This is a genomic window from Tardiphaga sp. vice304, assembly GCF_007018905.1.
Lineage (GTDB): Bacteria > Pseudomonadota > Alphaproteobacteria > Rhizobiales > Xanthobacteraceae > Tardiphaga.
In genome coordinates this window covers 1,825,447-1,849,984 of sequence record NZ_CP041402.1, presented here as the reverse complement: position 1 = coordinate 1,849,984, position 24,538 = coordinate 1,825,447, and the positions used below count along the sequence as shown (strand labels likewise).

Annotated in this window: 22 protein-coding genes and 3 pseudogenes; 15 read left to right on the top strand and 10 right to left on the bottom strand. The window is 64.8% G+C overall.

What is annotated here, in order from left to right; genetic code table 11:
• Window positions 1-58: 58 nt before the first annotated feature.
• Window positions 59-733 carry a response regulator transcription factor gene (locus FNL56_RS08780; protein WP_143572439.1) on the bottom strand — a complete coding sequence of 225 codons (675 nt, stop codon included), beginning with the start codon at window positions 731-733 and terminating at the stop codon, window positions 59-61.
• Entirely contained in the window at window positions 734-3,070 is a 2,337-nt protein-coding gene (locus tag FNL56_RS08775) for a GAF domain-containing protein (RefSeq protein ID WP_143581935.1), read from the bottom strand.
• Window positions 3,071-3,444: 374 nt separating this feature from the next.
• Between FNL56_RS08775 and FNL56_RS08770 the strand changes: the two genes are divergently transcribed.
• From FNL56_RS08770 to FNL56_RS08730, 10 genes and pseudogenes are all read left to right on the top strand, one after another.
• The gene (locus tag FNL56_RS08770; protein WP_143572437.1) at window positions 3,445-3,600 is read left to right on the top strand and encodes a light-harvesting protein; all 156 of its coding nucleotides are present in this window, start codon (window positions 3,445-3,447) and stop codon (window positions 3,598-3,600) included.
• Window positions 3,601-3,610: 10 nt separating this feature from the next.
• Window positions 3,611-3,793 (top strand): annotated as a pseudogene (locus FNL56_RS28555) (light-harvesting protein); the annotation flags it as partial.
• Between the two features lie 327 nt (window positions 3,794-4,120).
• Window positions 4,121-5,524, top strand: a complete 1,404-nt coding sequence (locus FNL56_RS08760; protein ID WP_143576101.1) for a PucC family protein — start codon at window positions 4,121-4,123, stop codon at window positions 5,522-5,524.
• Window positions 5,525-5,566: 42 nt separating this feature from the next.
• Window positions 5,567-6,154 (top strand): hypothetical protein, encoded by a 588-nt coding sequence (locus FNL56_RS08755; protein ID WP_143572435.1) that lies wholly within the window; start codon window positions 5,567-5,569, stop codon window positions 6,152-6,154.
• A 356-nt stretch (window positions 6,155-6,510) separates the two neighbouring features.
• A complete protein-coding gene (locus FNL56_RS08750; protein WP_143572434.1) occupies window positions 6,511-7,020 on the top strand; it encodes a winged helix-turn-helix transcriptional regulator in 510 nt (169 codons plus the stop codon).
• Window positions 7,017-8,426, top strand: a complete 1,410-nt coding sequence (locus tag FNL56_RS08745) for an MATE family efflux transporter (RefSeq protein WP_246660912.1) — start codon at window positions 7,017-7,019, stop codon at window positions 8,424-8,426. Before FNL56_RS08750 ends, FNL56_RS08745 begins: the two co-directional genes overlap by 4 nt.
• A 199-nt stretch (window positions 8,427-8,625) precedes the next feature.
• Window positions 8,626-10,011: an MFS transporter gene (locus FNL56_RS08740; protein WP_143572433.1), complete on the top strand. Its 1,386-nt coding sequence runs from the start codon at window positions 8,626-8,628 to the stop codon at window positions 10,009-10,011.
• Between the two features lie 193 nt (window positions 10,012-10,204).
• Entirely contained in the window at window positions 10,205-11,626 is a 1,422-nt protein-coding gene (gene glgA / locus FNL56_RS08735) for a glycogen synthase GlgA (protein WP_143572432.1), read from the top strand.
• A gap of 247 nt (window positions 11,627-11,873) precedes the next feature.
• Entirely contained in the window at window positions 11,874-12,047 is a 174-nt protein-coding gene (locus FNL56_RS27640) for a hypothetical protein (RefSeq protein ID WP_168202886.1), read from the top strand.
• 7 nt (window positions 12,048-12,054) lie between these two features.
• Window positions 12,055-12,333 (top strand): DUF1488 family protein, encoded by a 279-nt coding sequence (locus FNL56_RS08730; protein ID WP_143572431.1) that lies wholly within the window; start codon window positions 12,055-12,057, stop codon window positions 12,331-12,333.
• A gap of 3 nt (window positions 12,334-12,336) precedes the next feature.
• Here the strand turns inward: FNL56_RS08730 and hutX are convergent, their stop codons facing one another.
• From hutX to FNL56_RS08715, 3 genes and pseudogenes are all read right to left on the bottom strand, one after another.
• Complete coding sequence (hutX, locus tag FNL56_RS08725) at window positions 12,337-12,798, bottom strand: heme utilization cystosolic carrier protein HutX (protein WP_143581934.1); 462 nt, start codon at window positions 12,796-12,798, stop codon at window positions 12,337-12,339.
• Window positions 12,799-12,800: 2 nt separating this feature from the next.
• Window positions 12,801-13,139 carry an antibiotic biosynthesis monooxygenase family protein gene (locus FNL56_RS08720; protein ID WP_143572429.1) on the bottom strand — a complete coding sequence of 113 codons (339 nt, stop codon included), beginning with the start codon at window positions 13,137-13,139 and terminating at the stop codon, window positions 12,801-12,803.
• Between the two features lie 90 nt (window positions 13,140-13,229).
• A pseudogene (locus FNL56_RS08715) lies at window positions 13,230-14,500 on the bottom strand (TonB-dependent receptor domain-containing protein); the annotation flags it as partial.
• On the opposite strand from FNL56_RS08715, the pseudogene FNL56_RS08710 reads away from it, so the two are divergent.
• The 5 genes and pseudogenes from FNL56_RS08710 (at window position 14,456) to FNL56_RS08690 (ending at window position 19,320) form a co-directional block, all read left to right on the top strand.
• Window positions 14,456-15,226 (top strand): annotated as a pseudogene (locus tag FNL56_RS08710) (heme ABC transporter ATP-binding protein). The pseudogenes FNL56_RS08715 and FNL56_RS08710 sit on opposite strands and share 45 nt — an antisense overlap.
• Before the next feature lie 126 nt (window positions 15,227-15,352).
• Entirely contained in the window at window positions 15,353-16,642 is a 1,290-nt protein-coding gene (locus FNL56_RS08705) for an amidohydrolase family protein (RefSeq protein WP_143572427.1), read from the top strand.
• Window positions 16,643-16,677: 35 nt separating this feature from the next.
• Window positions 16,678-18,048 carry an FAD/NAD(P)-binding protein gene (locus tag FNL56_RS08700; protein ID WP_143572426.1) on the top strand — a complete coding sequence of 457 codons (1,371 nt, stop codon included), beginning with the start codon at window positions 16,678-16,680 and terminating at the stop codon, window positions 18,046-18,048.
• A 113-nt stretch (window positions 18,049-18,161) separates the two neighbouring features.
• A complete protein-coding gene (locus FNL56_RS08695; RefSeq protein ID WP_168204652.1) occupies window positions 18,162-18,965 on the top strand; it encodes an IclR family transcriptional regulator in 804 nt (267 codons plus the stop codon).
• Window positions 18,966-19,146: 181 nt separating this feature from the next.
• Window positions 19,147-19,320 carry a DUF1328 domain-containing protein gene (locus FNL56_RS08690; RefSeq protein WP_143577704.1) on the top strand — a complete coding sequence of 58 codons (174 nt, stop codon included), beginning with the start codon at window positions 19,147-19,149 and terminating at the stop codon, window positions 19,318-19,320.
• Window positions 19,321-19,441: 121 nt separating this feature from the next.
• Here FNL56_RS08690 and FNL56_RS08685 read toward each other — a convergent pair whose 3' ends face one another.
• The 5 genes from FNL56_RS08685 to FNL56_RS08665 are packed head-to-tail and all read right to left on the bottom strand — an operon-like array spanning window position 19,442 to window position 24,400.
• Window positions 19,442-20,155 carry an ABC transporter ATP-binding protein gene (locus tag FNL56_RS08685; RefSeq protein ID WP_143572423.1) on the bottom strand — a complete coding sequence of 238 codons (714 nt, stop codon included), beginning with the start codon at window positions 20,153-20,155 and terminating at the stop codon, window positions 19,442-19,444.
• Window positions 20,136-20,900 carry an ABC transporter ATP-binding protein gene (locus FNL56_RS08680; protein ID WP_143581932.1) on the bottom strand — a complete coding sequence of 255 codons (765 nt, stop codon included), beginning with the start codon at window positions 20,898-20,900 and terminating at the stop codon, window positions 20,136-20,138. The genes FNL56_RS08685 and FNL56_RS08680 overlap by 20 nt, the downstream gene beginning before the upstream one ends.
• Window positions 20,897-21,898, bottom strand: coding sequence for a branched-chain amino acid ABC transporter permease (locus tag FNL56_RS08675; RefSeq protein ID WP_143572421.1), 1,002 nt, complete (start codon window positions 21,896-21,898; stop codon window positions 20,897-20,899). Before FNL56_RS08675 ends, FNL56_RS08680 begins: the two co-directional genes overlap by 4 nt.
• Complete coding sequence (locus FNL56_RS08670; protein ID WP_143572420.1) at window positions 21,895-22,764, bottom strand: branched-chain amino acid ABC transporter permease; 870 nt, start codon at window positions 22,762-22,764, stop codon at window positions 21,895-21,897. The genes FNL56_RS08675 and FNL56_RS08670 overlap by 4 nt, the downstream gene beginning before the upstream one ends.
• 7 nt (window positions 22,765-22,771) lie before the next feature.
• On the bottom strand, window positions 22,772-24,400 hold the full coding sequence (locus FNL56_RS08665; RefSeq protein WP_143577702.1) for an amidohydrolase: 1,629 nt from the start codon (window positions 24,398-24,400) through the stop codon (window positions 22,772-22,774).
• Window positions 24,401-24,538 lie beyond the last annotated feature (138 nt).

Genomic DNA, 24,538 nt, shown 5'->3' with positions numbered 1-24,538 from the left:
ATGGGCTGCGCCATACAGGGGGTCACCGGCCGCGCGGGAACTCACCCGACCCGTGGCCTCAGGGTGTGCCGAGCCAACCCTGGGCGATGGCGTAATGGATCAGTTCGACCCTGCTCTGGAACCCGAGCTTGTGCATGTAGCGGGTCTTGTACGTCTCGACGCTTTTGACGCCAATGTTCAGTCTCAGCGCGATCGTCTTGGAACTGTAGCCGGCCGCCGTCAGGCCTGCGACTTCGACTTCACGCGAAGAGAGTTCGATCTTCGTCAGCGCACCGGTCCGGATCGGCAGTTGTCGGGCTGCGGAACCGACGGCGCGGCCGGCGATGGCTGGATCGAGATACACCCCTCCCGAGGCCACCGCATGGATCCCGCGGTTCAGCTCTTCAGTCGCCGTGCGCTTGAGAAGGTAGCCGGCCGCGCCGATTTCGAGAGCCTGCCGGAGATAGGCGGCGTCCTCGTGCACCGTTAACAGCAGCACGCGGCAGGTCGGACAGGCGGCGATCAGCTTCTTTGCCACGTCGATGCCGTTCATTCCCGGCATCGAGAGATCGAGCACCGCCACGTCGGGCTTGAGTTCGACCGCGCGGCGCAACGCCGTTGGTCCATCCAGGGCGTAGCCGACGAGGTCGAGCTGCTCGTCTTCGGCGATCAGGGCCTTGATGCCGTCGAGCACGATCGGATGATCGTCGGCAAAGAACACGCGCAGGCGTTCAGATGGCTGAGAGGATGTCATCTAGATTGGAATCCTGACAAAAACGGTGGTGCCGCGGCCGGGCGACGATTCGATCTTCAGCGTGCCGCCGACCAGGGCGAGGCGCTCGCGAATGCCCAGCAGACCGAGTCGCAAGGCGGGACTGTTCCCATTCTCGTCGTAGTTGGCCGGAAAACCGCGCCCATTGTCCTCGACAATCAGACTTGCCTGGCCGTCCGCGACGGCAAACATCACGCCGACATTGCTGGCCTCCGCATGGCGCACGACGTTGGCCAGGGTCTCCTGCAGAACCCGGTACAGCGCGGTCTCCGCGGGCTTCGGCAGACGCACGTCCATCGGCGACAGATGCAGGTAGTATTTGGTCGAGGTCGTTTCGCTCCAGCTTTCCAGCAGGCTTTCAATCGCCTTCTGTATTCCCAGGTCGTCGATGGATGACGGGCGAATTTCCGTGGCAAGGCGGTTGACGTCGAGGCCGAGGCTGGTGGCGAGCTTCTTCATGGTGTTCAGGCGCTGCTGAACCCTGTCGCCCGCCGGCACTTCCTGGCCGATGGCCTGCAATCCCAGCTGCAGCATGGCCAGCGATTGCCCCAGCGTGTCGTGCAGTTCACGGGCGATGTGCTGCCGTTCCGTCTCCTGGTCCGTCACCATGCGGCGCAGCACCTGGGTGAGATCGCCTTCCACGGCCGCGCGCAACTCGGTCTCTTTGCTGAGCGCCAGCGCCAGGCGTTCGGATTGCGCCAGGCGTTCGTTCAATTCACTGGTCAGCCGCTCCTGCCGGATCCGGGCCGCCTCGCGCTCCCGCGCGATCTGGTCGATCCGGCTCAGGACGACTTCGAGCAGCGCCAGCCTCAGCCGGTGCGCCGCCTCGATTTCCGCTCCGAGCCAGGGCGTTGCGTGCAACCGTCTCTCTTCCTGCCACAGCGCAAAACTGTTGCGCGGCGTCAGCACCTGGCAATCGGATGCATCCTCGACGAACTTGTCCGGCCTGCCGGCCCAGTTCACGGTCTGAACCAGTTCAGGTCGAAACCAGAGCACGTAGTCGCGTGGATTCCTGGATACCGAAAGCGCCAGCAATCCACTGGCAACGCCGGCAAAGCGTTCTGCCGGAGGATAGATCAGCGCCAGATGGTCGGTATGGAAGACGCCTTCCTTGACCGTCGCGTTCAGCCAGCCAACCATCGCCTCGATCTCGGCCGGCGGCGGCGTCGCGCCGATCGTGGTGAATTGGCCGTCCATCCACAGACCAACCCCGCCGGCAGGAACGAGATCCAGCAAATTCGGCCGAAAGCGAACAAGACCCGCGGCGAGTTCGGACTCACGACTCATGTGATTGAGTAGTTCTTCATGAATTTGCCGGCTACGCTGCTCGGTCTTGAAGCTCTCGCCGGCGGCCCTGCCCTCGAGTTGCGATGAGACCATCTCGGCGAACAGTCCGCAGGCCTCGCGCAAGCTGTAGGGCAGATAGCGAGGCGCGCTGTGGTGACAGGCAATCAAGCCCCAGAGCCGGCCTTGCATGATGATCGACATCGACAGCGAGGCTACGACACCCATATTGGCCAGATACTGGCAATGCACCGGCGAAACGCTGCGGATCACGCTGCTACTGAGATCGAGCGACAGGACGCTGGATGCTCCCGGCTCTGACAAAATCGGCGCCGGCGAATAGCGGGCATCCGGGATCGCCCGCAGCCAGTTCAGCCGATACAATTCGCGCGCCTGCTTGGGAATGTCGGATTCCGGGTAATGCAGACCGAGGAAGGACCCGGCGCCGGGGGCCGTGGCCTCGGCCACCACCTCCCCGCTGCCGTCGTTTAGAAAACGATAGAGCATCACGCGGTCGAAACCGATGACACGACGTACTTCGTCGGCAATCGACTGACAGAAGCCGCTGCTGCTTTCGGCCTGTTGAACCCGGTGCAGCATCGCGCGAATGACGGCCAGCGGGTTGTCGGGCGCCGGCTCGCGCCGCGGATCGAACTCCACCACCAGCAGTTCGCCGCTGTGGTAGACAATCACGTCGCAGTTCGCCGAGCGTCCTGCTTCATATGCGATACTGAACGTATGCACGGCGCGCGGCTGGCCAACCTGCTTGGCCAGGGCGGATAGTCTTGCTACTTGCGGGCTGGAAAATACCTGACCCGCGTGCTCGCCGAGCAGCGATTGCGGTAAAACGCCCAGCAAACCCTGCGTATCGCCGCCGGCATGGACGATCCGGAGATCCCGGTCGAGCGCCAGCAGCGCGCCATGAGGCTGCACCGCGCCGGGCGTATGGATCGGCTCGCGGTCGCACAGCGTCAGCGCCGCCGCATCGAAGGCGGTCGAGAGAGATGATGGTCCGCGGTCGAGAATAAGGTCCATCGTTCACCGCCCCGTCGGTTGGCAGCGAGGGGGAAAGCCCATTTCGACGCAAATCCTGACGTCAGTAAATCGCATGACAATTATCGCCCCGTAGGGAATTTACCGGACAAGATCACGTGTCAATTACAATTGACGACACTTTACGTAAGGTAGAATTTACATTCAAGTTCCGTATCAGCGCGACCTTATGAATCGGAACGGCGACCACCGATGGTCAACGTCTGGCTGATGCAGCCAAGCGATCGGCTATCTGTGCTCGGATGAATAGCGATCTGTAGCATCAAGGCGAACGAATGCGTCCGCCCTGGCGAAAAGGTCGAAGCCCGGTGCGGGTTCAGCACTGATCAACCTGACAGACTTCCAGGAGGTACGTAATGGCAGATGATGTCAACAGAGTTTGGCCAACCGGTCTGACGATCCCGGAATCGGAAGAACTACACAAGCACGTCATCGACGGCGCCCGCGTGTTCTTCGTGATTTCGGCGTTCGCGCACCTGCTTGCCTACATCTATTCGCCCTGGCTGCATTGAGGGGGTCGACATGAATCAAGGTAGAATTTGGTGCGTGGTGAATCCCACAGTCGGCCTGCCGCTGTTTCTGGGTAGTGTCGCGGTGACATCTCTCATCGTGCATTACTCGGTCCTGACGCATTCGAACTGGTTTGGCGCCTTTCTGGAGGGAGGAAAATCCAAGAAGGCAGCATCGCTGGAGGAATCCGTGTCTCCAGTCGCCCTGACCAACCGGGCCGTGCCGGGCTATGTCATCTCGGTCGCACCCGCTGCGGACACCGCCAGGCTCGGCACTTCCTTCGTCGTCACGGTCGCGCCCGCTCCAGCGCAGGCGCAGACTGTGACCGGTGATGCGTCGATGCGTCCGTTCGACAAGGTCTCGCTCGCCACCCTCGCCCCATCAGACGAAAAGTGAACGAGCACTTTTCGCGGATATGAAAACGATCCGGGATCCACGGGTCCCGGCCATTTTCGCGGCGGAGCGGCAGGGCGCTTGGCTGCTTCGACGCATCTGCCGGGGTGCATCAGAGATTCTGAGATGATGAATCGCGTAAGTCAAAAACTGATGAAAACCTGGATCGGCCTGGGCTCGCGCTTTCTGCCGTTCGCGGACGCCGCCACGCCCGATTTGCCGCTGTCGCGGCTGCTGAGGCTGTCGCTATTTCAGGTCTCGGTCGGCATCTCGCTGGTGCTGCTGATCGGCACCCTGAACCGGGTCATGATCGTCGAGCTCGGCGTGCCCGCTTCGCTGGTCGGCGTGATGTTGGCGATGCCGCTGATCTTTGCACCGTTCCGTGCCCTGATCGGATTTCGTTCCGACACCCACCGGTCCGAACTGGGCTGGAAGCGTGTGCCCTTCATCTACAAGGGCACGATGCTGCAGTTTGGCGGCCTGGCCATCATGCCGTTCGCCTTGCTGGTGCTTTCCGGCGGCGGCAATGCCGGCAACGCACCGGCCTGGATCGGCCAGCTCGGCGCTGCGCTTTCCTTCCTGCTCGTCGGCGTCGGACTGCACACGACCCAGACCGTCGGCCTCGCGCTGGCCACCGATCTCGCGCCGCTTGAGTCGCAGCCCAAGGTCGTCGGGCTAATGTATGTGATGTTGCTATTAGGGACCATCGCGAGCGCGCTGCTGTTCGGCCTGATGCTCGCAGATTTCAGCCCGGCGCGCCTGATCCAGGTGATTCAGGCCTCGGCGGTCGTCACCATCGTGCTCAACGCCGTGGCGCTCTGGAAGATGGAACCGCGCAGCCGATCGACGAAGACCGCAACTCGCCAGCCGACGTTCCAGCAATCCTGGGACAGCTATATCAGCGGCGAACAGTCGATGCGACGCCTCATAGCGGTCGGCCTGGGCACCATGGCCTTCACCATGTCGGACGTCCTGCTCGAACCCTATGGCGGGCAGATCCTGCAACTGACCGTGGCGGACACGACCAAGCTGACCGCAGCCCTGGCCGCTGGCGGGCTGTGCGGCTTTGGTCTGGCGTCGCGGATCCTGAGCCGCGGCTACGATCCGTTCCGCATGGCCGGCTACGGCGTGCTAGTCGGCATTCCGGCGTTCGCTGCGGTCATTCTCGCCGCACCATTTTCCTCGGCGCTGCTGTTCAGCGCCGGCACCCTGTTGATCGGTTTCGGCGCCGGGCTGTTCGGTCATGGCACGCTCACTGCCACCATGAACTTTGCCCCGCCGGGCCAGACCGGACTGGCGCTCGGCGCGTGGGGAGCCGTACAGGCCTCGGCGGCGGGCGTGGCCATCGCGCTCGGTGGTATCATTCGCGACATCGTTGCAACCCTCGCTCCCGAGACCCCTCTGGGCGCAGCGGCTGGATATGTTTCCGTGTACTCCCTTGAGATCTGTTTGCTGATGGCTACGTTGATAACGATGGCCGGAATACGCTACCGCGGCCAGGCCTGTGCAGAGCCTGCCGCAATCGAAGGATGACGCCGAAACCTGGGTGCGACCGCATCGGAACGGGAAAAAACCATGAGCCAGACGATCAGCCGGATGTACGAATTACCGGAGCAGGCGGTGAACGCGAAGGCGGCACTCGAGCGAGAAGGCTATTCGGACGTTCATCTGGCATTGTCCAGCGGCGCCAATGGTCCCATGGAGGATCTCGTCGCGGAGATCACCAAGGGCAATGTTCTGAAGGCCCATGCACGGATCTATGCGGGGGGCCTCGCGCGGGGCGGATCGCTCGTAACCGTCCATGCAGCGTTCGGCGGTGCCGCCAAAGCCATCCGCATCCTCGACATGTTCAGCCCGATTGCCTCCGGCATTGCCGAACCGGAAGACCGCCCAATGCTATGGGACGAGGCGACGCCGATGTCGTGCGCCCTGCAGATGCCGGTGTTGCTGGACGACGCAGCGCCATTCTCCCGATTCTGGGGGCTGCGGACGCTTTCATCCCCCTCCTTCTCGCTATCGGCCCTGTTGGGCATCAAGCTGTTGAGCGGGTTCGGGTCCCGCCACTCGTCCTTTGGCCTGCCGCTACTGATGGACAAAGCGGCGCCGCTGTCCTCACTGCTGGGTCTTCCGACATTGATCAAGCAGCAACCATCGCATCGGTAGCTGAGCGGCAAGCGACGCCTTCGCGTCAGCCGGCGATCGGCGGATGGTGCGCAGGCACTCGCCGGTGGCCCTGCCCTCACGGTTCGCGACCGGCCGCAGGGTGTTCGGGCGCGTCGCTCGAGCCGGTCGCACATCCGGCCTGTAGACACAGCTCCAGCACCGCCCACTCGCAGCATCGGGTGTTTGGCCGCGCCGTCGTGCGGCAGGATCGCGTCGGCCCGCCTGACGAAACCGAGCGCGGCACGATGGCGATTGCGACGCGCGGCATGCCCTCGCGCCATCGCCCTGTGCGGGTGCGGCGGAATCGCCCGCAATAGTTACTTGCATGATGATAGTCACTGCCGTAGGCTGGCCGCATGCAGCGTAAGAATTTTGGCAACATGCAATGCCCGGTCGCCCGCAGCCTCGAGCGCGTCGGTGAGTGGTGGAGCATTTTGATCCTGCGCGATGCGATCCACGGCATCACGCGGTTCGACGAGTTTCAGCGGAACCTCGACATTGCACCGAACATCCTGACCCGTCGGCTGACAGCCCTTGTCGATAGCGGACTGCTGGAGAAGCGGCTGTATTGCGAAAAGCCGCCACGCTACGAATACATCCTCACCCCGCGCGGTCGCGATTTCCGCCCGATCCTGCTGTCGCTGCAGGCCTGGGGCAACCGGCACTTCGCGCCCGAGGGCGCCAGCGTGATGCTCGTCGATCGCGCTACCGGCGTGGCGGCCGATCCCATTCTGATCGACCGCAACACCGGCCAGCCGATCACCGACGCCACCCATGCCAACGCCCCCGGCCCTGCCGCGGGCCCGGGTGTCAGGAAGCGTCTGACGCGCAAGACTTCCGCGACATCACAGGACGGCAGCCCATGAAGCTCGATGCGCCGCAGGCGATCATCGCGGCCACCGCCGCGCCCGAGATGAACCCGCGGACCAGAATGCTGCTGCAGGCGCCGATCGTCTCGACGCTGCTCAGATTGGCCTGGCCCAACCTGCTGGTGATGCTGGCGCAGGCCTCCACCGGGCTGATCGAGACCTGGTGGGTATCGAAGCTCGGCACCGACGCGCTCACCGGCATGGCCGTGGTGTTTCCCGGCTTCATGATGATGCAGATGCTGTCCGCCGGCGCGATGGGCGGCGGCATTTCCTCGGCGATCGCCCGCGCGCTCGGCGGCCGCCGCCATCACGATGCCGAGGCGCTGGTGATGCACGCCGTCGTGCTCAACGTCGCGATCGGCCTGTTCGGCGCCGCGCTGTTCCTGATCTGGGGCCGGCCGCTGTACCGGGCGATGGGCGCCGACGGCGGCGCGCTCGAGGCCGCGATGCAGTACTCGAACGTGGTGTTCGGCGGCAGTGTACTGGTCTGGCTGATGAACGCTCTGGCCAGCATCATCCGCGGCACCGGCAACATGCTGGTGCCCTCGCTCGCGGTCTGCATCGGCGTGGTGCTGCTGATCCCGCTGTCGCCGCTGCTAATCTTCGGCTGGGGTCCGATCCCGGCGCTGGGCATGGCCGGGGGCGGCTGGGCCGTGGTGCTGACCACCGCGATCGTCGCCGCCGTGCTCGCCGTCTATATTCTTTCCGGTCGCTGCATCCTGCAATTCAAGCCGGCGCGGCTGCGCCGCGATCTCACCATCGACATCCTGCGCGTCGGCGCCATCGCAGCGGTTGTGTCGCTGCAGACCAGCCTGACAGTTCTGCTCACAACCGCTCTGGTCGGCGCCCATGGCGGCGGCGAGGCGGTCGCCGGGTTCGGCACCGGGGTGCGGCTGGAATATCTGATGGTGCCCTTGGCGTTCGGCTTCGGCGGGCCATTGGTGGCGCTGGTAGGTACCAATATCGGCGCGGGGCTGGAAGCGCGCGCGCTGCGCATCGCGCTGATCGGCGGCGCCATGGTGTTCGCGCTGACCGAGACCGTTGGCCTCGCCGCGGCGATCTGGCCGGCAGCGTGGCTCGGCCTGTTCGGCAGTGACCCACAGATGATCGAAACCGGCAGCGCGTATCTGCGCATCGTCGGCCCGGCCTATGGCTTCTTCGGCCTCGGCCTGTCGCTGTACTTCGCCTCGCAGGGCGCCGGCAAGATGATCTGGCCGCTGGCCGCCGGCGTGCTGCGGCTGGCGATCTCGGTCGGCGGCGGCTGGCTGGTGCTGCGGCTCACGGGATCGCTGACCTGGCTGTTCGCATGCCTTGCGCTAGCGCTGGCGATCTATGGCAGCCTGATCGCCGGCGCCGTGGCCTCCGGCGTGTGGTTCAAAAAGCCCCGCGGCGAGGCTGGCTAAGTCACTAAACCAGGAACGACGCTCACTTTAATCTCTCCCTACCGGGGAGAGGTGACAGAACATCGGCAGCTCGATCGCTGGCGAACTTGTCGGAGCCCCTGCATACGCCTCATGCAGTACCACGGCTGTAGGCGGGGGCCCATCCGGCCTACATAGCGGCTCCCGGCCTGCATGTGGCGCCGGCCGAGGAATTGTTGCGATGGCTGATGGACTTGCGGCGCCCGATCACTCGCCGGCTGATGGCCTCACGCTGAAGCAGCGGCGCTGGGCGACGGTGGCGATCTTCACCGCGCTGGCGATGGCCTCGCTGGACACCGCAATCGCCAATATCGCCCTGCCCGCCATCGCGGCCGACCTGCGTGCGACCCCGGCCGACGTCATCTGGGTGGTCAATGTCTATCAGATCGCCATGGTCGCCACCCTGCTGCCGCTCGGCGCGCTCGGCGAGATCGTCGGCCACCAGCGCATCTATATCGGGGGCCTGATCCTGTTCACCGCGGCGTCCGTGTTCTGCGCGCTGGCGTGGTCGCTCGAGACGCTGCTGATCGCCCGCGTCCTGCAGGGGCTGGGCGCCTCCGGCATCATGAGCGTCAACACCGCGCTGGTCGGTTTCGTCTACCCCCGGCATCGGCTCGGCCGCGGCTTTGGCCATAATGCGCTGGTGGTGGCGACCTCTTTCACGCTGGGGCCGACCATCGCCTCCGCGATCCTGTCGGTCGCGACCTGGCCGTGGCTGTTCGCCATCAACCTGCCATTCGGCCTGCTGGCTATCGCCATCGGCCTGAAAACGCTACCGAAAACGTCGCGGGCCACGCACGGGTTCGATATTCCGGGGGCGGTGCTGGCATCGGGCTGTCTGGGACTGCTGATCCTCGGCCTCGGCAGCGCCGCGCATCAGACAGCGCCCGTTGTCGTGATCGGCGAACTGGTGGCCGGCCTGCTGTTCGGCTGGCTGCTGCTGCGCCGCCAGGCCGGCCATCCGGCGCCGATGCTGCCGGTCGATCTGTTTCGAAGGCCGGTATTCGCGCTGTCGGCGGCAACCGCGATCTGCGCGTTCTCGGTGCAGGGCCTCGCCTTCGTGTCGCTGCCGTTTTACTTCGAAGACGTGCTGCACCGCTCGCAGGTCGAGACCGGCTTTTTCCTGACGCCATGGCCGCTGGTGGTCGGCATCATGGCGCCGATCGCCGGCCGGCTGTCGGACCGCTATCCCGCCGGCATGCTCGGCGGCATCGGCCTGTTGATGCTCGGCATCGGCATGGCGCTGCTGGCGATGTTGCCGCCGGAACCGAGCATCGCCAATATCGTCTGGCGGATGGTGATCTGTGGCGCCGGCTTCGGCTTCTTTCAGGCGCCGAACATGAAGGCGCTGATGGGAAGTGCACCGCCCGGACGCTCGGGAAGCGCCAGTGGAATCGTCGCCACCGCGCGCCTGACCGGGCAGACCACCGGCGCGGCATTGGCCGCGTTCTGCTTCGGCATGATCGGCCACGCGGGCGCAGCAACCTGGGCGCTGGCGCTCGGTGCCGGCTTCGCGGCCGTCGGCTGCGTGTTGAGTTTCATGCGACTGGCTGTCCGCCCGTCTTGACCGTCCGAAAAGAATCTTCAGGACTGCGATGGTATTTCGCAACGGCGTATTAAGGGGTGTGCTATAGTGCAGTGCAGAGATAATTTTGCACTGCAAGTATCAATTCGACTTCCGGTCCTTCGGTTCCGCACGGTTCCATGGCGATGGAACAAGGCTTGCATAGCTGCAATAATCGCTGACGCGAGGTTGGTTCGTGAAGGTCCTGTTCGTCACATCAGAGATTGACGATTTTGTTCGGGTGGGAGGCCTTGCTGCGGTCTCCGCCGCCCTGCCCCGGGCATTGCGGATCTGGAGCGACGTGCGGGTGATGCTGCCCGGATACCGCGACGTCGTGGCGCAGTTCCAGACGATCGAGGTGGTCGGCGAGGCGCCGGTGCTGGCGGAAATGCCGGCGTGTCAGCTGGGCCTTGCCGCTACCAAGGATGGCATGCCCATCTACATCCTGCTTTGCCCGCAGCTCTACGACCGCCCTGGCAACCCCTATGGCGACGCCGGCGGCCGTGATTGGCCGGACAATGACGTCCGCTTCGGACGCTTTGCTTCCGCCGCGGCACTTCTGGCCGCCGGCAAGCTTGACCCGAACTGGTCGGCCGACCTGGTGCACGCCAATGACTGGCAGTCCGCGATGGTGCCGGCCTATCTGGCCTGGAACCAGATCAAGATTCCGACCATCCTGACCATCCACAACCTCGCCTATCAGGGCCTGTTCCCCAAGGAGACGCTGCGCCGGATCGGCGCGCCTTCGGATTCTTTTCATATCGACGGGCTGGAATTCTATGACAAGCTGTCCTTCCTCAAGGGCGGGCTGATCTATTCGACGCACCTGACAACAGTCAGCGAGACCTATGCGCAGGAGATCACCACGCCAGAACTCGGCTGCGGTCTCGAGGGCCTGCTGCGGCAGCGTTCCAGCAAGGCGCAGCTCACCGGCATCCTCAACGGTATCGACGAGAGCTGGGACCCGCGCGTCTGTTCGGAACTGATGCGCCCGTTCGGCGCCGGCGACTGGGAAGCGAAACGCGCCAATGCCGACGGCGTTCGCCAGCAATTCGGGCTCGCGCTATCACGCGGGCCCATTTTCGGTCTGGTCGCCCGCCTGGTGCACCAGAAGGGCGTCGATCTCGTGCTGTCGGCGGCCGACGCCATCGTCTCGGCCGGCGGGCAGATCGTCGTCACCGGCACCGGCGAGCCGGAGATCGAGCAGGCGTTGATGGACGCCCACCGCCGCCGCCCCGATTCGATCGGCGTGGCGATCGGCTTCAACGACCGCGAGGCCCGCCGCATCTTCGCTGGCTCCGACTTCACGCTGATGCCGTCGCGGTTCGAGCCCTGCGGCCTGAGCCAGATGTATGCGCAGCGGTTCGGCTCGCTGCCGATCGGCCACCAGACCGGTGGCCTCGCCGAAACCATCGTCGATGGCGAGACCGGCTTCCTGTTCAGCAAGCCATCGACTGAGTCCTTCCTGGGCGGCATTCTTCGGGCCTTTGCGACCTTCGGATCGAAAGACCGGCTGAACTCGATGCGCCGCAGCGCGATGTCGAAATCGTTCAGCTGGAACATCTCCGCCGCCAGCTACAGCGCGCTGTACCGCAAGACGGTGATCGCGGGGGTCTAGTTATCTCCACTCTTGCGGTTCCATCGTCCCTTCTCCCCTGTGGGAGAAGGTGGCACGGACAAAGTCCGTGACGGATGAGGGGGTGCCGCGAAACACGCCCCCTCACCCGTCCGCGCTTCGCGCGGCCACCCTCTCCCACCTCGCGCAGCTGCGCTGCGCGGGGGGAGAGGGAAGGAAGAGCGCCAACATAGCCATGGCTATTGCCGGGGAAAGGGCGCACCGTCGCGGTCACCCCAAAGGAAATCGCATGCAGAACCTGTTGTCGCGTCACGTTAAGGCCGAAGAGTCGGCCCGTCTCGGTTGCGAGTCCGGCTGGTATTCGACCAAGGTCAGCGGCACCTTCGTCAGCGGGCCGCATGCCACCGAGCAGGATTGCCTGAGCGAAATCGCCAGGCTCAATCCGCCCGCGAAGCGAAAGTAGGTCCAAGATGGCACTGACCGACGCCGGCTTCACCGATTACGATATCGACCGTTCGGTCGTGCTGTTCACGATGATGGACGACACCACCAGCGTGCCGTGCGCGATCAGCACGGACGCGATGGACCAGATCGAGGGCGTCAAGCGAACATCGGCCAGCCAGCGCGAACAGCAATTTTTGCGACTGCGCGACAAGATCGGCGAACGCGCGTCACAGAAGTTCATTGCCGTCGAACTCGAAGGCAAGCCGCCCGGCATCATCCTTCGGGCGATCGATTTTCGCGGTTAAGCTTCAGCTGCCGATCCGACGGGCCAGCGCGCGAAAGCGTTCGAGCTGGTCCGTCTTCAGCGCGCGGTACTCGTCACGGCCGACAAAGGCCGACGGCTTGCCCATGAACGGCCGCTCCACAAAGGCCACGCCACCGCAGCGGGCGTGACGCAAATGGCCGTGCAGCCCCTTGGGGTTCGTCAGGTTGAAGTAGCCATGGCCGATCTGGCCTTCCGACACAGGCGCGGTGATCTCGAAAATCCCGTCCTCGGTATGAACGATCAAGGTCACTTCGCCCCATCCGGCGATGTCCTGCATCGCCGTCACGAAAGCGTCGGCGCCGCCGGTGATCGTGACCATCTCCGCCGGCAACGCCTCCAGCACCGCGCGCGGCGTGACGGCGCACTCGCGCGCGACGTCCTCGATCACCGCGCCCGGATTGCTGCGCAAATAGCTGGCGAGATCGTCGCCCATGGTGGCGGTCATGATCAGGCCGCGGCGCTGGTCTTGCGCTCGGACTGGATGATCTCGAAACCCTCGAATTTGGGATGGCCGAGATAGAGGCTGGCGCCGGGCGACGAATTGTCGGCGCGGGCATGCGCCTTGCGGAATTGCTCGGAGGTGGTCCAGCCCTCGAAATCGGCCTTGCTGGCCCAGGTCGTGTGCGACGAGTACAGCGTGTGGTCTTCGGCGACCGGGCCTTTCAGCAGATGAAATTCGATGAAACCCGGAACCTCGCTGAGATAGGATTCACGCGTGGCCCAGATCGTCTCGAACGCCTGTTCGGAGCCGGTTTTGACCTGGAAGCGATTCATCGCAATGAACATGGACACTCTCCTTTTTACATGGTGGATCATAACCGAAATTGCGCCGGGGCATCAGCGCGATTTCGCGGGGGCTACATGAGAGACCGGCGATCACGCGCCACCAAAATGCACTTTCATGCCGCCCTTGAAGACGATGCCGGGACCGGCAGCGCGTCGTTCTGGGTGGTGCCGTCCACCGAGTTACCGGGAATGGCGTAGGGACGATAATATCGGTTGAGCAGATTATCGACCGAGAAGTTCAGCGTGACGTCCCGGGTCGGCTGGTAGGCGACGTAGAGGTTGACGAGATCGTAGGCCGTCGATAGCGAATAGCCGACCGGGATGTCGGTATTGGCGGCCACGGCAGCCCACTGCGCCGAGATCGTCAGCCTGCGGTCGAGCAACCTGACGCCGCCCGTCGTCGTGATCTTGCGCGGCTGCACGGTAACGAGACCGACGCCGGTATTGGCGTTCTTGCCGCTCTGCACGGTGGCATCGACGCCGGCAAACCACAGCCCGGCGTCGTAGGACGTCTCGGCCTCGAAACCTTCGATCTTCGCCGATGCGATGTTCTGATACTGGTAGTTGCGGCTATAGGATCCGAACGCCGTCCTCTCCGGGGTCGAGGCGACCAGGTCGATGTAGTCGTCGATATCGTTGCGGAAGAAGTTGAACTTGGCGCGGAAGCTGTCGCCCGAGGCGAAGATGTCGTTGTACTTCAGATTGACACCGATCTCCTTGGTCTTGCCGACCTCCGCCCGCAGATTCGGATTTGGCAGGAAGCAGAACAGCCCGGAGGTACCATTAGCGCAGTTGAAGAAATTCGGTCCGCCGCCGGTGGCGTGGGCGCCGGCGATCAGGGTTTCGGTGATCGAGGGCGCGCGGTAGCCCTCGGCATAGCTCACATAGGGCGTGAAACCCGCCACCGGCGTGACGCCGACGGTGATCTTAGGCGACAGCCGATCGCCGCTCGACGAGGTATTGCCGCCGGTCAAGCCGCTCGAATTCAGCTCGTAATGATCGTAGCGCAGCGCGCTGATGATTTCGAGCCAGCTCGAATAGTTGTTCTTGAGCTGGACGAAGCCGCCCGACACGGTGCGCTCGCCTGATGGCGTAGTGATGTTGGAATTGCCGCGCGAATCGGTGTTGGTGACCTTGTCATTGAACGCGTCGAGACCGTAGGTAACCGCGTTTTGCCGGTTACCAAGCTCGAAGCGCGAGGTGTTGTTGACGTCGACTACGATTGTGTCGAGCAGATAGCCGCGCTGGTCGCCGACACAGCCGGAGATGTTGTTGCCGGCATTGCCGGCGCCGCACAGCGCGGCACCGGACGTCGAATAGTGATAGGTCTTGGTCTGGTCGTTGTCGGTACGGTTGCCATACTCATGCCGGGCGAGATGGTCCCGATCGTCGGGCCCAACGGCGCCGGCAAATGAACGTTGCTGCGGACGCTGTCCGCCGACCTGCAGCCGTCGCGCGGGACAATAAAGCTCGATGGTCGCGCGATCACCGGCTACACGCCATCGCACCTAGCGCTGCGGCGCGCGATGCTGTCCCAGCATGTCAGCGTCAGCTTCCCGTTCACGGTGGAGGAAGTCGTCAGGATGGGCCGCGGCAACCAGTCGAAGGCCGGGGCGCAGGCGCTGGTCGATGCGGCGATCGACGAAGTCGACCTGCATGACTTCCGCTCCCGCGAACTGCCGACCTTGTCCGGCGGCGAACAGCAGCGCGCGCATCTGGCGCGGGTGCTGGTGCAACTTGCGTGCGGCGAGGCCGCGCACGGTCCCGGCGTGCTGCTGCTCGACGAGCCGACGTCGAGCCTGGATCTCCAGCACCAGATCGCGCTGGTGGAGATAGCGCGGCGTCGCGCCCGACAAGGCACGGCCGTCATCGCCGTGCTGCATGACCTCAACCTCGCGGTTCGCTTCGCCGACCGCATCGTCGTGCTCAATCACGGTCGCGTGCACATGGAAGGAACGCCGCTGGCAACCATCACCGGCGGCATGTTGCGCGACGTGTTCGGGATCGATGTCATCGTACAACGTACGCTCGACGGTGACCCGTTCGTGCTGCCGCAATTGATGCGGCAGCATGTGCATCACGACTGACGTCAGCGAGCAAGCCGCCTGGCGCGAAGCAGGAGGCGCACAGCACCGGCATTGGCCGCGCCTCCCGCCTTGCAATGCCACGCCGCAGCGTCGATAATTCGGGGCTGCAACGACGCAAAGGTCCGCATGACGTTCGATCTGCTTATTCGCAACGCCAACCTGCCGGATGGCCGCCGCGGCCACGACATCGCCATTTCGGACGGCCGGATCCAGGCCGTGCAACCGCAGCTTGAGGGCGACGCCGGGCGCGTGATCGACGCCGCCGGGCAGCTGGTGTCACCGCCCTTCATCGACATCCACTTCCATATGGACGCGACGTTGTCGCTCGGCCTGCCGCGGCTCAACATATCCGGCACGTTGCTGGAAGGCATCGCGCTGTGGAGCGAACTGAAGCCGCTATTGACCTATGAGGCGCTCGTCGAGCGCGCGCTGAGATATTGCGACCTCGCGGTGGCGCAGGGCGTGCTTGCGGTGCGCAGCCATGTGGACATCTGCGATGACCGGCTGCTCGCCGTCGAGGCCTTGCTCGATGTCAAGAAGCAGGTCGCCCCTTATCTCCATCTCGAACTGGTGGCGTTTCCGCAGGACGGATATTTCCGCTCGCCGACGGCGGCCGACAATCTCGCCCGTGCGCTCGACAAGGGCGTCAGCATCGTCGGCGGCATCCCGCATTTCGAGCGCACTATGGCGGACGGCGCGGCGTCGGTGAAGGCGCTGTGCGAAATCGCGGCCGCGCGCGGCCTGCGCGTCGATATGCATTGCGACGAGAGCGACGATCCGCTGTCACGGCACATCGAGACGCTGGCCTTTGAGACGCAGCGGCTCGGCCTGCACGGCCGCGTCGCCGGCTCGCACCTCACCTCGATGCATTCGATGGACAATTACTATGTCTCCAAGCTGCTGCCATTGATGGCCGAAGCCGGCGTCGCGGCAATCGCCAACCCGCTGATCAACATCGTTCTGCAGGGTCGCCACGACAGCTACCCGAAGCGCCGCGGCATGACGCGGGTGCCGGAGATGCGGCCGCACGGCATCAACGTGGCGTTCGGGCAGGATTGCTGCATGGACCCGTGGTATTCGATGGGCTCCGTCGACATGCTGGAAGTGGCCCATATGGGGCTGCACGTCGCCCAGATGACCAGTCGGGAAGCCATGCGCTATTGCTTCGACGCGGTCACGACCAATCCCGCTGCCATCATGGGCCTCGAAGGCTACGGAATCGACGTCGGCTGCCACGGCGATCTGGTGCTGCTGCAGGCCCGCGATCCGATCGAGGCGATCCGGCTGAAGGCAACGCGGCTCGCCGTGATCCGCCGTGGCCGCGTCATCGCCGAGACGCCGCCGCGGGTGGCGAAGCTCTCGCTCGACGGCCGGCCGGGCGCCGTTGATCCGGCCACCTACGCGCCGCCGGAATAATTTGGCGCGACGCGCAGCAGCGAATAGAACATCGCATGACCTCTCCCCGCACCACCCGCCAAATTGCCATCATCGGCGGCGGAGCCGCCGGCACGCTGGCCGCCATCATTCTCTCAAAGCTTCCGGGCATCGGCCGCCTCACGCTGCTTGACCGCGACGGCCGGTTCGGTCGCGGCCTGGCCTATTCCGCGTCGGAAAAATGGCATCGCATCAATGTCCCCGCCTTCAAGATGGGCGGCGTCGATGCCGAGGACTCCGAAGCCTTCGTCGACTGGCTGGCGGCGCGGGGCGACGTCACCGGGCCGGACTATTCCCAGTCCTTCGTGCCGCGCTGGACCTATGGCGATTTTCTGTGTGACCGGCTGGCCGAGGTGGACGGTACCGGCCGGCTCGACAAGCGAACCGATACGGCAACGGCCATCGCGCGCGAAGGCGCAGGCTACCGGATCGCGCTGGCTTCGGGCGATGCCATCGATGCCGATCTGGTACTGGTCTGCATCGGCAACCAGCCGCCGTCGCCGTTTCCCGGCATCGCCCCGTCGCCGCGTTCGATCGACAATGTCTGGGCCAAGGGCGCGCTCGATGCGATTGCGCCGGATCATCGCGTGCTGGTGATCGGCACCGGCGCCACCGCCGTCGACGTCGTCATCGATCTCGTTCATCGCGGCGTCACGCAGGAGATCACGATGGTGTCGCGCCGCGGCCTGCTGCCGCGCGTCGATGTGGTGACCGTCGCCGATCCCGATCCGGTCGAGCACTGGCCGGTCCGCACCGTGCGGGGGCTGCTGCGTTCGCTGCGTGAGGATATTCGGCGCAAGCAGGCGGCCGGCCTGCCGTGGCAGACCTCGGTCGATACGTTCCGGCTGCAGACCGCGGCGTTCTGGAAGGAGTTTTCGACGGCCGAGCGCGCGCGCTTCTCGCGGCATCTGCGGGCCTACTGGCTGTCGCATCGCCACCGGCTGGCTCCGGATGTCGCGGCCCTGCTGGACCAATGGCAACGCGACGGCCGACTGCGCGTGTTTGCCGGCAACATCGTCGTAGCTAGCGCCACGGCCGATGGCCACCACGTCACGCTGCGCCGTCGCGGCGCCGGCAATGAGCATCTGGCTACCGACTGGATCCTGAACTGCAGCGGACCGGAAGAGCGTTACGACCGCATCCGCGATCCGCTGATCGGCGCCCTGTTGACGTCCGGCCAGGCTCGCCGCGGCGCGCTGGGCCTGGGCCTCGATGTCGATCCAGACTGCCGGCTGCGCGACATCGCGGGCATCGCGCAGCCGGGGCTTTACGCGGTGGGCCCCGCGACGCGCGGAGCGTTCTGGGAGGTAACCGCCGCCAGCAATATCCGGACACAATTGCTCGGGATCGCCGATCATTTGCGACAATCTAATTTAAATAGCTATTAACTGCAGTCGATGGCCCGTTTCGCGTTTCTCGTTTGCCGGCAACCCGATCTTATTTTATAACACCCAAAAGCTGTATTCTTGGGCCGCCATAATGCGGCTGAATGGGGATGTCGGTGCTGGATCATACTACAGCTCTGCAGGCCGCAGCGCATGCCGCGAAAAGCGCTCCTCCGGCGGAAGGCAGCTCCCGGAAAGTGCTGCGCGCGCTGCTGGCATTCTCGGTGGATACGCCGCGGCATACGGCTGAAAGCCTGGCGGCCAGCATCGGCCTGCCGCTGTCCTCGACCTATCGCTACCTCAACATTCTCAAGGAAGCGGCGTTGATCGACGAGGACGGGCGCGGCTGCTTCGTGCTGGCGCCGCGCGTGCTCGGGCTGGCACACGCCGCCCGCGCCAGCACCGGGCTGGTCTCGATCGCGCGGCCGCGGCTGCGCTCGCTGTCGCAGGAAACCGGCGAGACCGTGATGCTGGTGCGCCGCTCCGGCGACCGTGCCGTCTGTGTCGAACGCTTCGATGCCACGTCGCGCTTCCGGATGACCTTCGAGGTCGGCGTGGCACTGCCGCTGCATCGCGGCGCGGCGCCCAAGATGCTGCTGGCGCATCTGCCGGCGGCGCAGATCGAGGCGACGCTGAACGACGCCGTGGCACACGATGCGGCCTTTGCGCCGCATCGCATGGCGCTACGCGACGAACTTGTCGCGATCCGCCAGCAGGGCTGGGCGGAGTCCTGCGCTGAAATCACCCCACATGTCGTGTCCGGCGCGGCGGGGATTATCGACGACGGAAGCGTCGTCGCCGCGGTCTCCTTCGTGGCGCCGATCGTTCGGACCCCGAAGGAAGCACAGACCCGGCTGATGCAGCACTTGCTGCAGGCAGCGGCAGATATCACCAGGGCTTGCAACGCCGGCGCGCGATGATTTGGTTTCCCGATCGAGAAATGTGGAGCCGATAGGCCGACGCGTTAAAATTCCTGCCGCCGCTGCGACCGCGACGCGTATCTCACCTCAGCCATCGAGCACCTTCGCAGCTCGGGCGCGTCCGCGCCCTGGAACTTTCTGCGCCCGCTTCGCGTTTTGGATTCCTAATGGGAGCTATGCGATGACCATTCTCAAATGGGCCGTGATCTTCTTTGTCGTGTCGATCGTGGCAGGCATTCTCGGCTTCACCGGCGTGTCCGCGGCCTCGGCCGACGTCGCGCGGGTGCTGTTCTATATCTTCGCCGCCATCCTCGTCGTGCTGCTGCTATTGGGCATCACGATATTCCGAGCGTGACGACAATCGTAGTCCGGATGAAGCATAGCGCAATCCGGGACCGACCGTCAGATCACAAATGCTTTCCCGGATTTCGTCGGCGCGCCGCAAGCGGCGCATCGACTTCATCCGGGCTACAGGTTCAGTGAATTCCAACGCCGACCAGGCGATCGACCAGCGTGCGGTCGGCCGTCAGCTCCTGCGGCTTGCCGGTCCAGCTGGTGCGGCCGCGCTCCATCACCATCACGCGGTCGGCAAAATCCAGCGCGCGTTCGATCTGCTGCTCGACCAGAATGATGGTGACTTCCTTGCTGGCGGCGAGTTGGCCGAGCAGCGCCATCAGCTCGTCACAGATCACCGGCGCCAGACCTTCCAGCGGTTCGTCGAGCAGCAGCAATTGTGGCTTGCCGAGCAGCGTGCGCGCCATCGACAGCATCTGCTGCTCGCCGCCGGATAGCTGCATGCCGTAATTGCCACGGCGATCGCGCAGCCGCGGAAACATCGCATAGGCCTCCTCCAGCGCCGCCGGCGGCCGCCCCTTGAGGCCGGTGCGCAGATTTTCTTCCACCGTCAGCGACGGAAAGATATCGCGGGTCTGCGGCACATAGCCGATCCCCAGGCCGACGCGGGCCGAGGTGCGCAGCGCTGCCGCATCCACGCCGCCGATGCTTATGCCGCCGCCATGACGCGTCGTCAGGCCCATCAGGGTGGCGAGCAGCGTGGTCTTGCCCATGCCATTGCGGCCGAGCACGGCGAGCCGGTCACCTGCGGCCACGGAAAACGAGACGTCCTCGATGATCCGAGTCAGGCCGTAACCGGCGCAAAGGTTGTCGATTTCAAGCGTTGCGGCGGGCATCGGCATAGCTCCCGAGATAGGCGCGGCGCACTTCGTGATCCGCGGTCACGTCCTTGGGCGATCCCTCGAAGATCAACCGTCCGGCCGCCAGCACCAAAACGCGGGTGGCAAATTTGAACACCAGATCCATGTCGTGCTCGATCATCAGCACCGCGATATCTGACGGCAGCGCATTAATCGCCTCGAGAATCTTCGGCGCTTCGTCGTGTGGCACGCCGGCGGCAGGCTCGTCGAGCAGCAGCACCTTGGGCCGCAGCGCGAGGCCGATCGCCAGCTCGATCAGCCGCTGCTGGCCGTAAGCCAGTTCGATGACCTTTCGATAAGCGAGGCGGTCGAGGCCGAGCTTCGCCAATATCTCGCACCACTCGGCACGCACTTCCGGCAGTTCGGTCGATGACGAGAAGAAGCGCTTCGAGATGCGCCTGCGCTGCATGATCGCGAGCGCGACGTTGTCGGCAACCGTGAGGTTCTGGAACAGCCGCGTGGTCTGGAACGTGCGGACCAGCCCGCGCTGCACGCGCTCCGGGATGCTGCAGCCGGTGATGTCGTCGTCGCCCATGAAGAAGTGCCCGGCGCTTGGCGCGAGATCGCCGGTGATCAGATTAACCAGCGTGGTCTTGCCGGCGCCGTTCGGGCCGATCAATGCGACGCGGTCGCCGGCATTGAGCTGGAACGAGACGTCGCGCGTCACCTGCAGCCCGCCGAAGGCGAGCGAGACGTTGCGTGCTTCAAGCAAACCGCTCATGACGCCCTGCCCTTTCCGCCGATGCGCGCAAACAGCGTCAGCACCGGCTCGATCAGCCCCTTCGGCGCGAACACCACGATCCCGATCAGCAGCAATCCGACTAGCGTCATCCAGTGGAACGGATTGGCGGCCGCGACGATGTGCTCGAAGATCATGAAGATGATGGCCCCGCCAAGCGCACCCCACAGATGGCCGGCGCCACCGAGCACGAGCATCACCAGCACCTCGGCGGAGCGTTCGAACGAGACGCTGTCGAGCCCGACCACGCCGGTGCTCATCGCGGTCAGCGCACCGCCGACGCCGGCGACCGCACCCGATACGCCGAACATGATGACAAGGCGCGGATAGACCGCGACGCCGATCATCCTGGCGCGCAAATCATCGTCCTTGATGGCGCGGCACATCAGCCCGAAGGGCGATCGCACCAAGCGCGACAGCGCGACGAACACGATGATGAGGACCGTCAGCGAGAACAGATAGGCCGTGCGGCTGTACATGTCGAAATTGTAGAGGCCGAGAACCTTGCCAGGCGAGATGCCCGACAGGCCGTCGCTGCCGCCGGTCAGACCCTGCAGCTTGTTGGCAAGCGCGGCGACCAATTGGCCGACGGCGATCGACAGCACAAGCTGCGGCAGGCCGCGAAACCGCGCGATCAGCGCGCCGGAGATCAGGCCCATGACCGTACCTGCAAACACGCCGACCAGCAGCAGCGCCAAGGGATCGGTGACGCCGCGGACGCAGGCGATGCCGACGGCATAGGCCGCGACGCCGAACTGCGCGGCATGGCCGAGGGTGGCGATGCCGCAATAGCCGGTCACCAGATCCAGCGACAGCACGAGGAAGGCGATGCCGATCAGCCGCGTCAGGAAAGCGAGATCCTCGGGGAACAGGAAATAGCCGACCGCGCCGAGCACGACGATGGCCATCGTGCTGGCGGCGTCTTGCAAAAACGGGGCGTGTCGCCGGGCCGGCACATGGTGGAGCGCGAACTCGCTCATGCGTGCGACCTCCCGTACAAACCGTGAGGGAATACGAAGACGATGAAGATCACCGTGAGGTAGAAGAAGAACTCACCGAACTCCGGCGCGAGATATTTGCCCGTGGTGTCCGCCAGACCCAGCAACAATGAGGCCGACAGTGCACCGACGATCGAGCCGGCGCCGCCGACCGAGACCACGACGAGGAACGTGACCATGTAGCGCAGCGCGTAGAACGGCTCGATTGGCAGGATTTCGGCGCCGACCACACCGCCGAAGGCGCCAAGGCCAATCGCCAGCGCGAACGTGACGGCATAGATGATCTCGGTGCGAATCCCCAGCGAATCCGCCATGCCCGAGTGATCCACCGAGGCGCGCAACTTGATGCCGAACTCGGTCTTCTCGATCAGCCACCACAGAGACAGCGCGGTGACGACGCCACAGGCGACCACGAACAGTCGATGCGTCGGGATCGAGCGGAAGCCGATGTCGAGCGGGCCACTGAGCAGCGGTGGCAGCGGGATCGACTTCAGCGTCGGGCCGAAGATGAAATTGACCACGCCGATGATGACGAAAGTGATGCCGATGGTCATCAGCACCTGGATCAGGGGATCGGATTTCCGGTAGATCCGGCGGTACAGCAGCATTTCGAACGGGATCGAGACAAGGATGGTACCGACCACCGCCAGCAGGATCGCGACGCTGTAATGCACGTCGAGGTCGCGGATGGCATAGGAGGCAAGATAGCCGCCGATCATCGCGAAGGCGCCGTGCGCGAGGTTAACCACGCGCATCAGGCCCATCATGATCGACAGGCCGATCGAGATGATGAACAACACCATGCCATAGGCCAGCGCGTCGGTGAGAATGCTGAGAGCGAGGCGCATGTTTCCCCTATGCCGCAGACGCAGCGCAATGCCGGCCCGACTGGGACAGCGTGTCGTGAACGACGTCGCCGCGCAGCATGGTCAGCAGCACTCTGGTATCACGCAATGACGATACTTCCGGCGCGAAGATGTCGCGGTCGATGGCGATCAGATCTGCGGCCATGCCAGGCTCCAGCGTGCCGCGCCAGGCCTCCTGCTTCATCGCGAAGGCGCCGCCGACGGTATAGCTGTGGATCGCCTCGCGGACCGAGATCGCCTCGCCCGACCCGATCGGCGCGCCGGAATCGGCCGCGCGATGCACTGCGTCGGCGATGCCGTCCCATGGCGACCACGATCCGGTCGGCGCGTCGGAGGTCGCGACATAGGTGACACCGGCGTCGATGACGGAGCGAGCAGGATAACAGCCGTCGGCGCGCGGGCCAAAAGCGCCGGCGATCGAGCGTCGCATCCGGGTGAGGAAGCTCGGCTGCGTCACCACCAGCGCGCCAAGCTCTTTCATCCGCGCGAGGCCGCCGGCGGGCGGCACGAAATAATGTTCGATGCGGTGCCGGGCCTGATCGCGCGGCTGCGCGGTCTCTGCCTGTTCATAGGCTTCGATCACGGCATCGATCGCACGGTCGCCGCAGCAATGCACCGCGACCTGCCAGCCGGCGGCGTGAGCATCGATGATGACGGATTGCAATTCGGCCTCGTCGCGCATGAAAAAGCCGCGCGACGGCGTGTCGGCATAGTCCTCGCTGACCGCCGCAGTCCACGCGCCGACGATGCCGTCGGCAAAATATTTCAACGTCATCGACTGCCAGTCGGGATCCTGGATCGGCCTGAGGCCGCGCTGCGCGGCCTCCTCGGGATCGAGCTGGTTCATGAAGCCGAGCCGCATTGGCAGCGGCGCGCTGCTGCGCAGCTCGTTCCAGATCGCAAATTCACCGTCGAAGCCGACGGTGAACCCGACCGCCGCCTCCACCGCCGCGACGAGCCCGAGCTTCGCGCTATCGTCGATCGTCGCGCGCAGCATGGCGATCAGTTCGGCGCGGTCCATCGGCGGCGCGGCGCGGAAAATCAATTCGGCGGCGCTCTCGGTGGCGCTGCCATCGAGACGGCCATGGCCATCGCGGCCAAAGCCACCGCCTTCGGGATCGGCGACGCTGTCGTCGATGTCGAAGAGTTTCAAGGCCGCGCTGTTGACGACGGCGACGTGGCCGCAGAAGCGGCGGATCATCACCGGATGATGCGGGATCGCAGCGTCGATCTCGGCCCGCGTCGGCAGGCGATGTTCGGTAAGACCGTTCTCGTCGAGACCGGCGCCATAGACCCATTGGCCGGTCGGGATTTTCTGCGCGCGGGCAACAAGCAATTTCAACACGGCATCGATGCAGCCCGCATCGCGCGGCGTCACCGGCACCTGCAGCCGCGCATGCGCGATGGCGAACAGATGAATATGCGCGTCGGTCAACCCCGGCAGCACGGTCGCGCCATCGAGCTCGATGGTCCGTTCGGCGGCCGGCGCATCGGCGCGCGCGCCGCTCCACAGCACACGACCGTCAAGCACGACAAGGCTGTCGGCTGGCGTCTCATCCCACGCCGAGCGATAGATGCGGCCGTTGGTGAGCAGGATGGAGGAAGCGACGGCGGACATGGATGAATGAAGCCTGAGATTAGCGGAGAGATAAGTCTGTCATTCCGGGGCGCGAGCGCCCCTGCGCGAGCGAGCCCGGAATCCCGTCATGTTCATCGTCTCACATCGAGGTTCCGGGTTCAGTCGCAGCTGACGCTG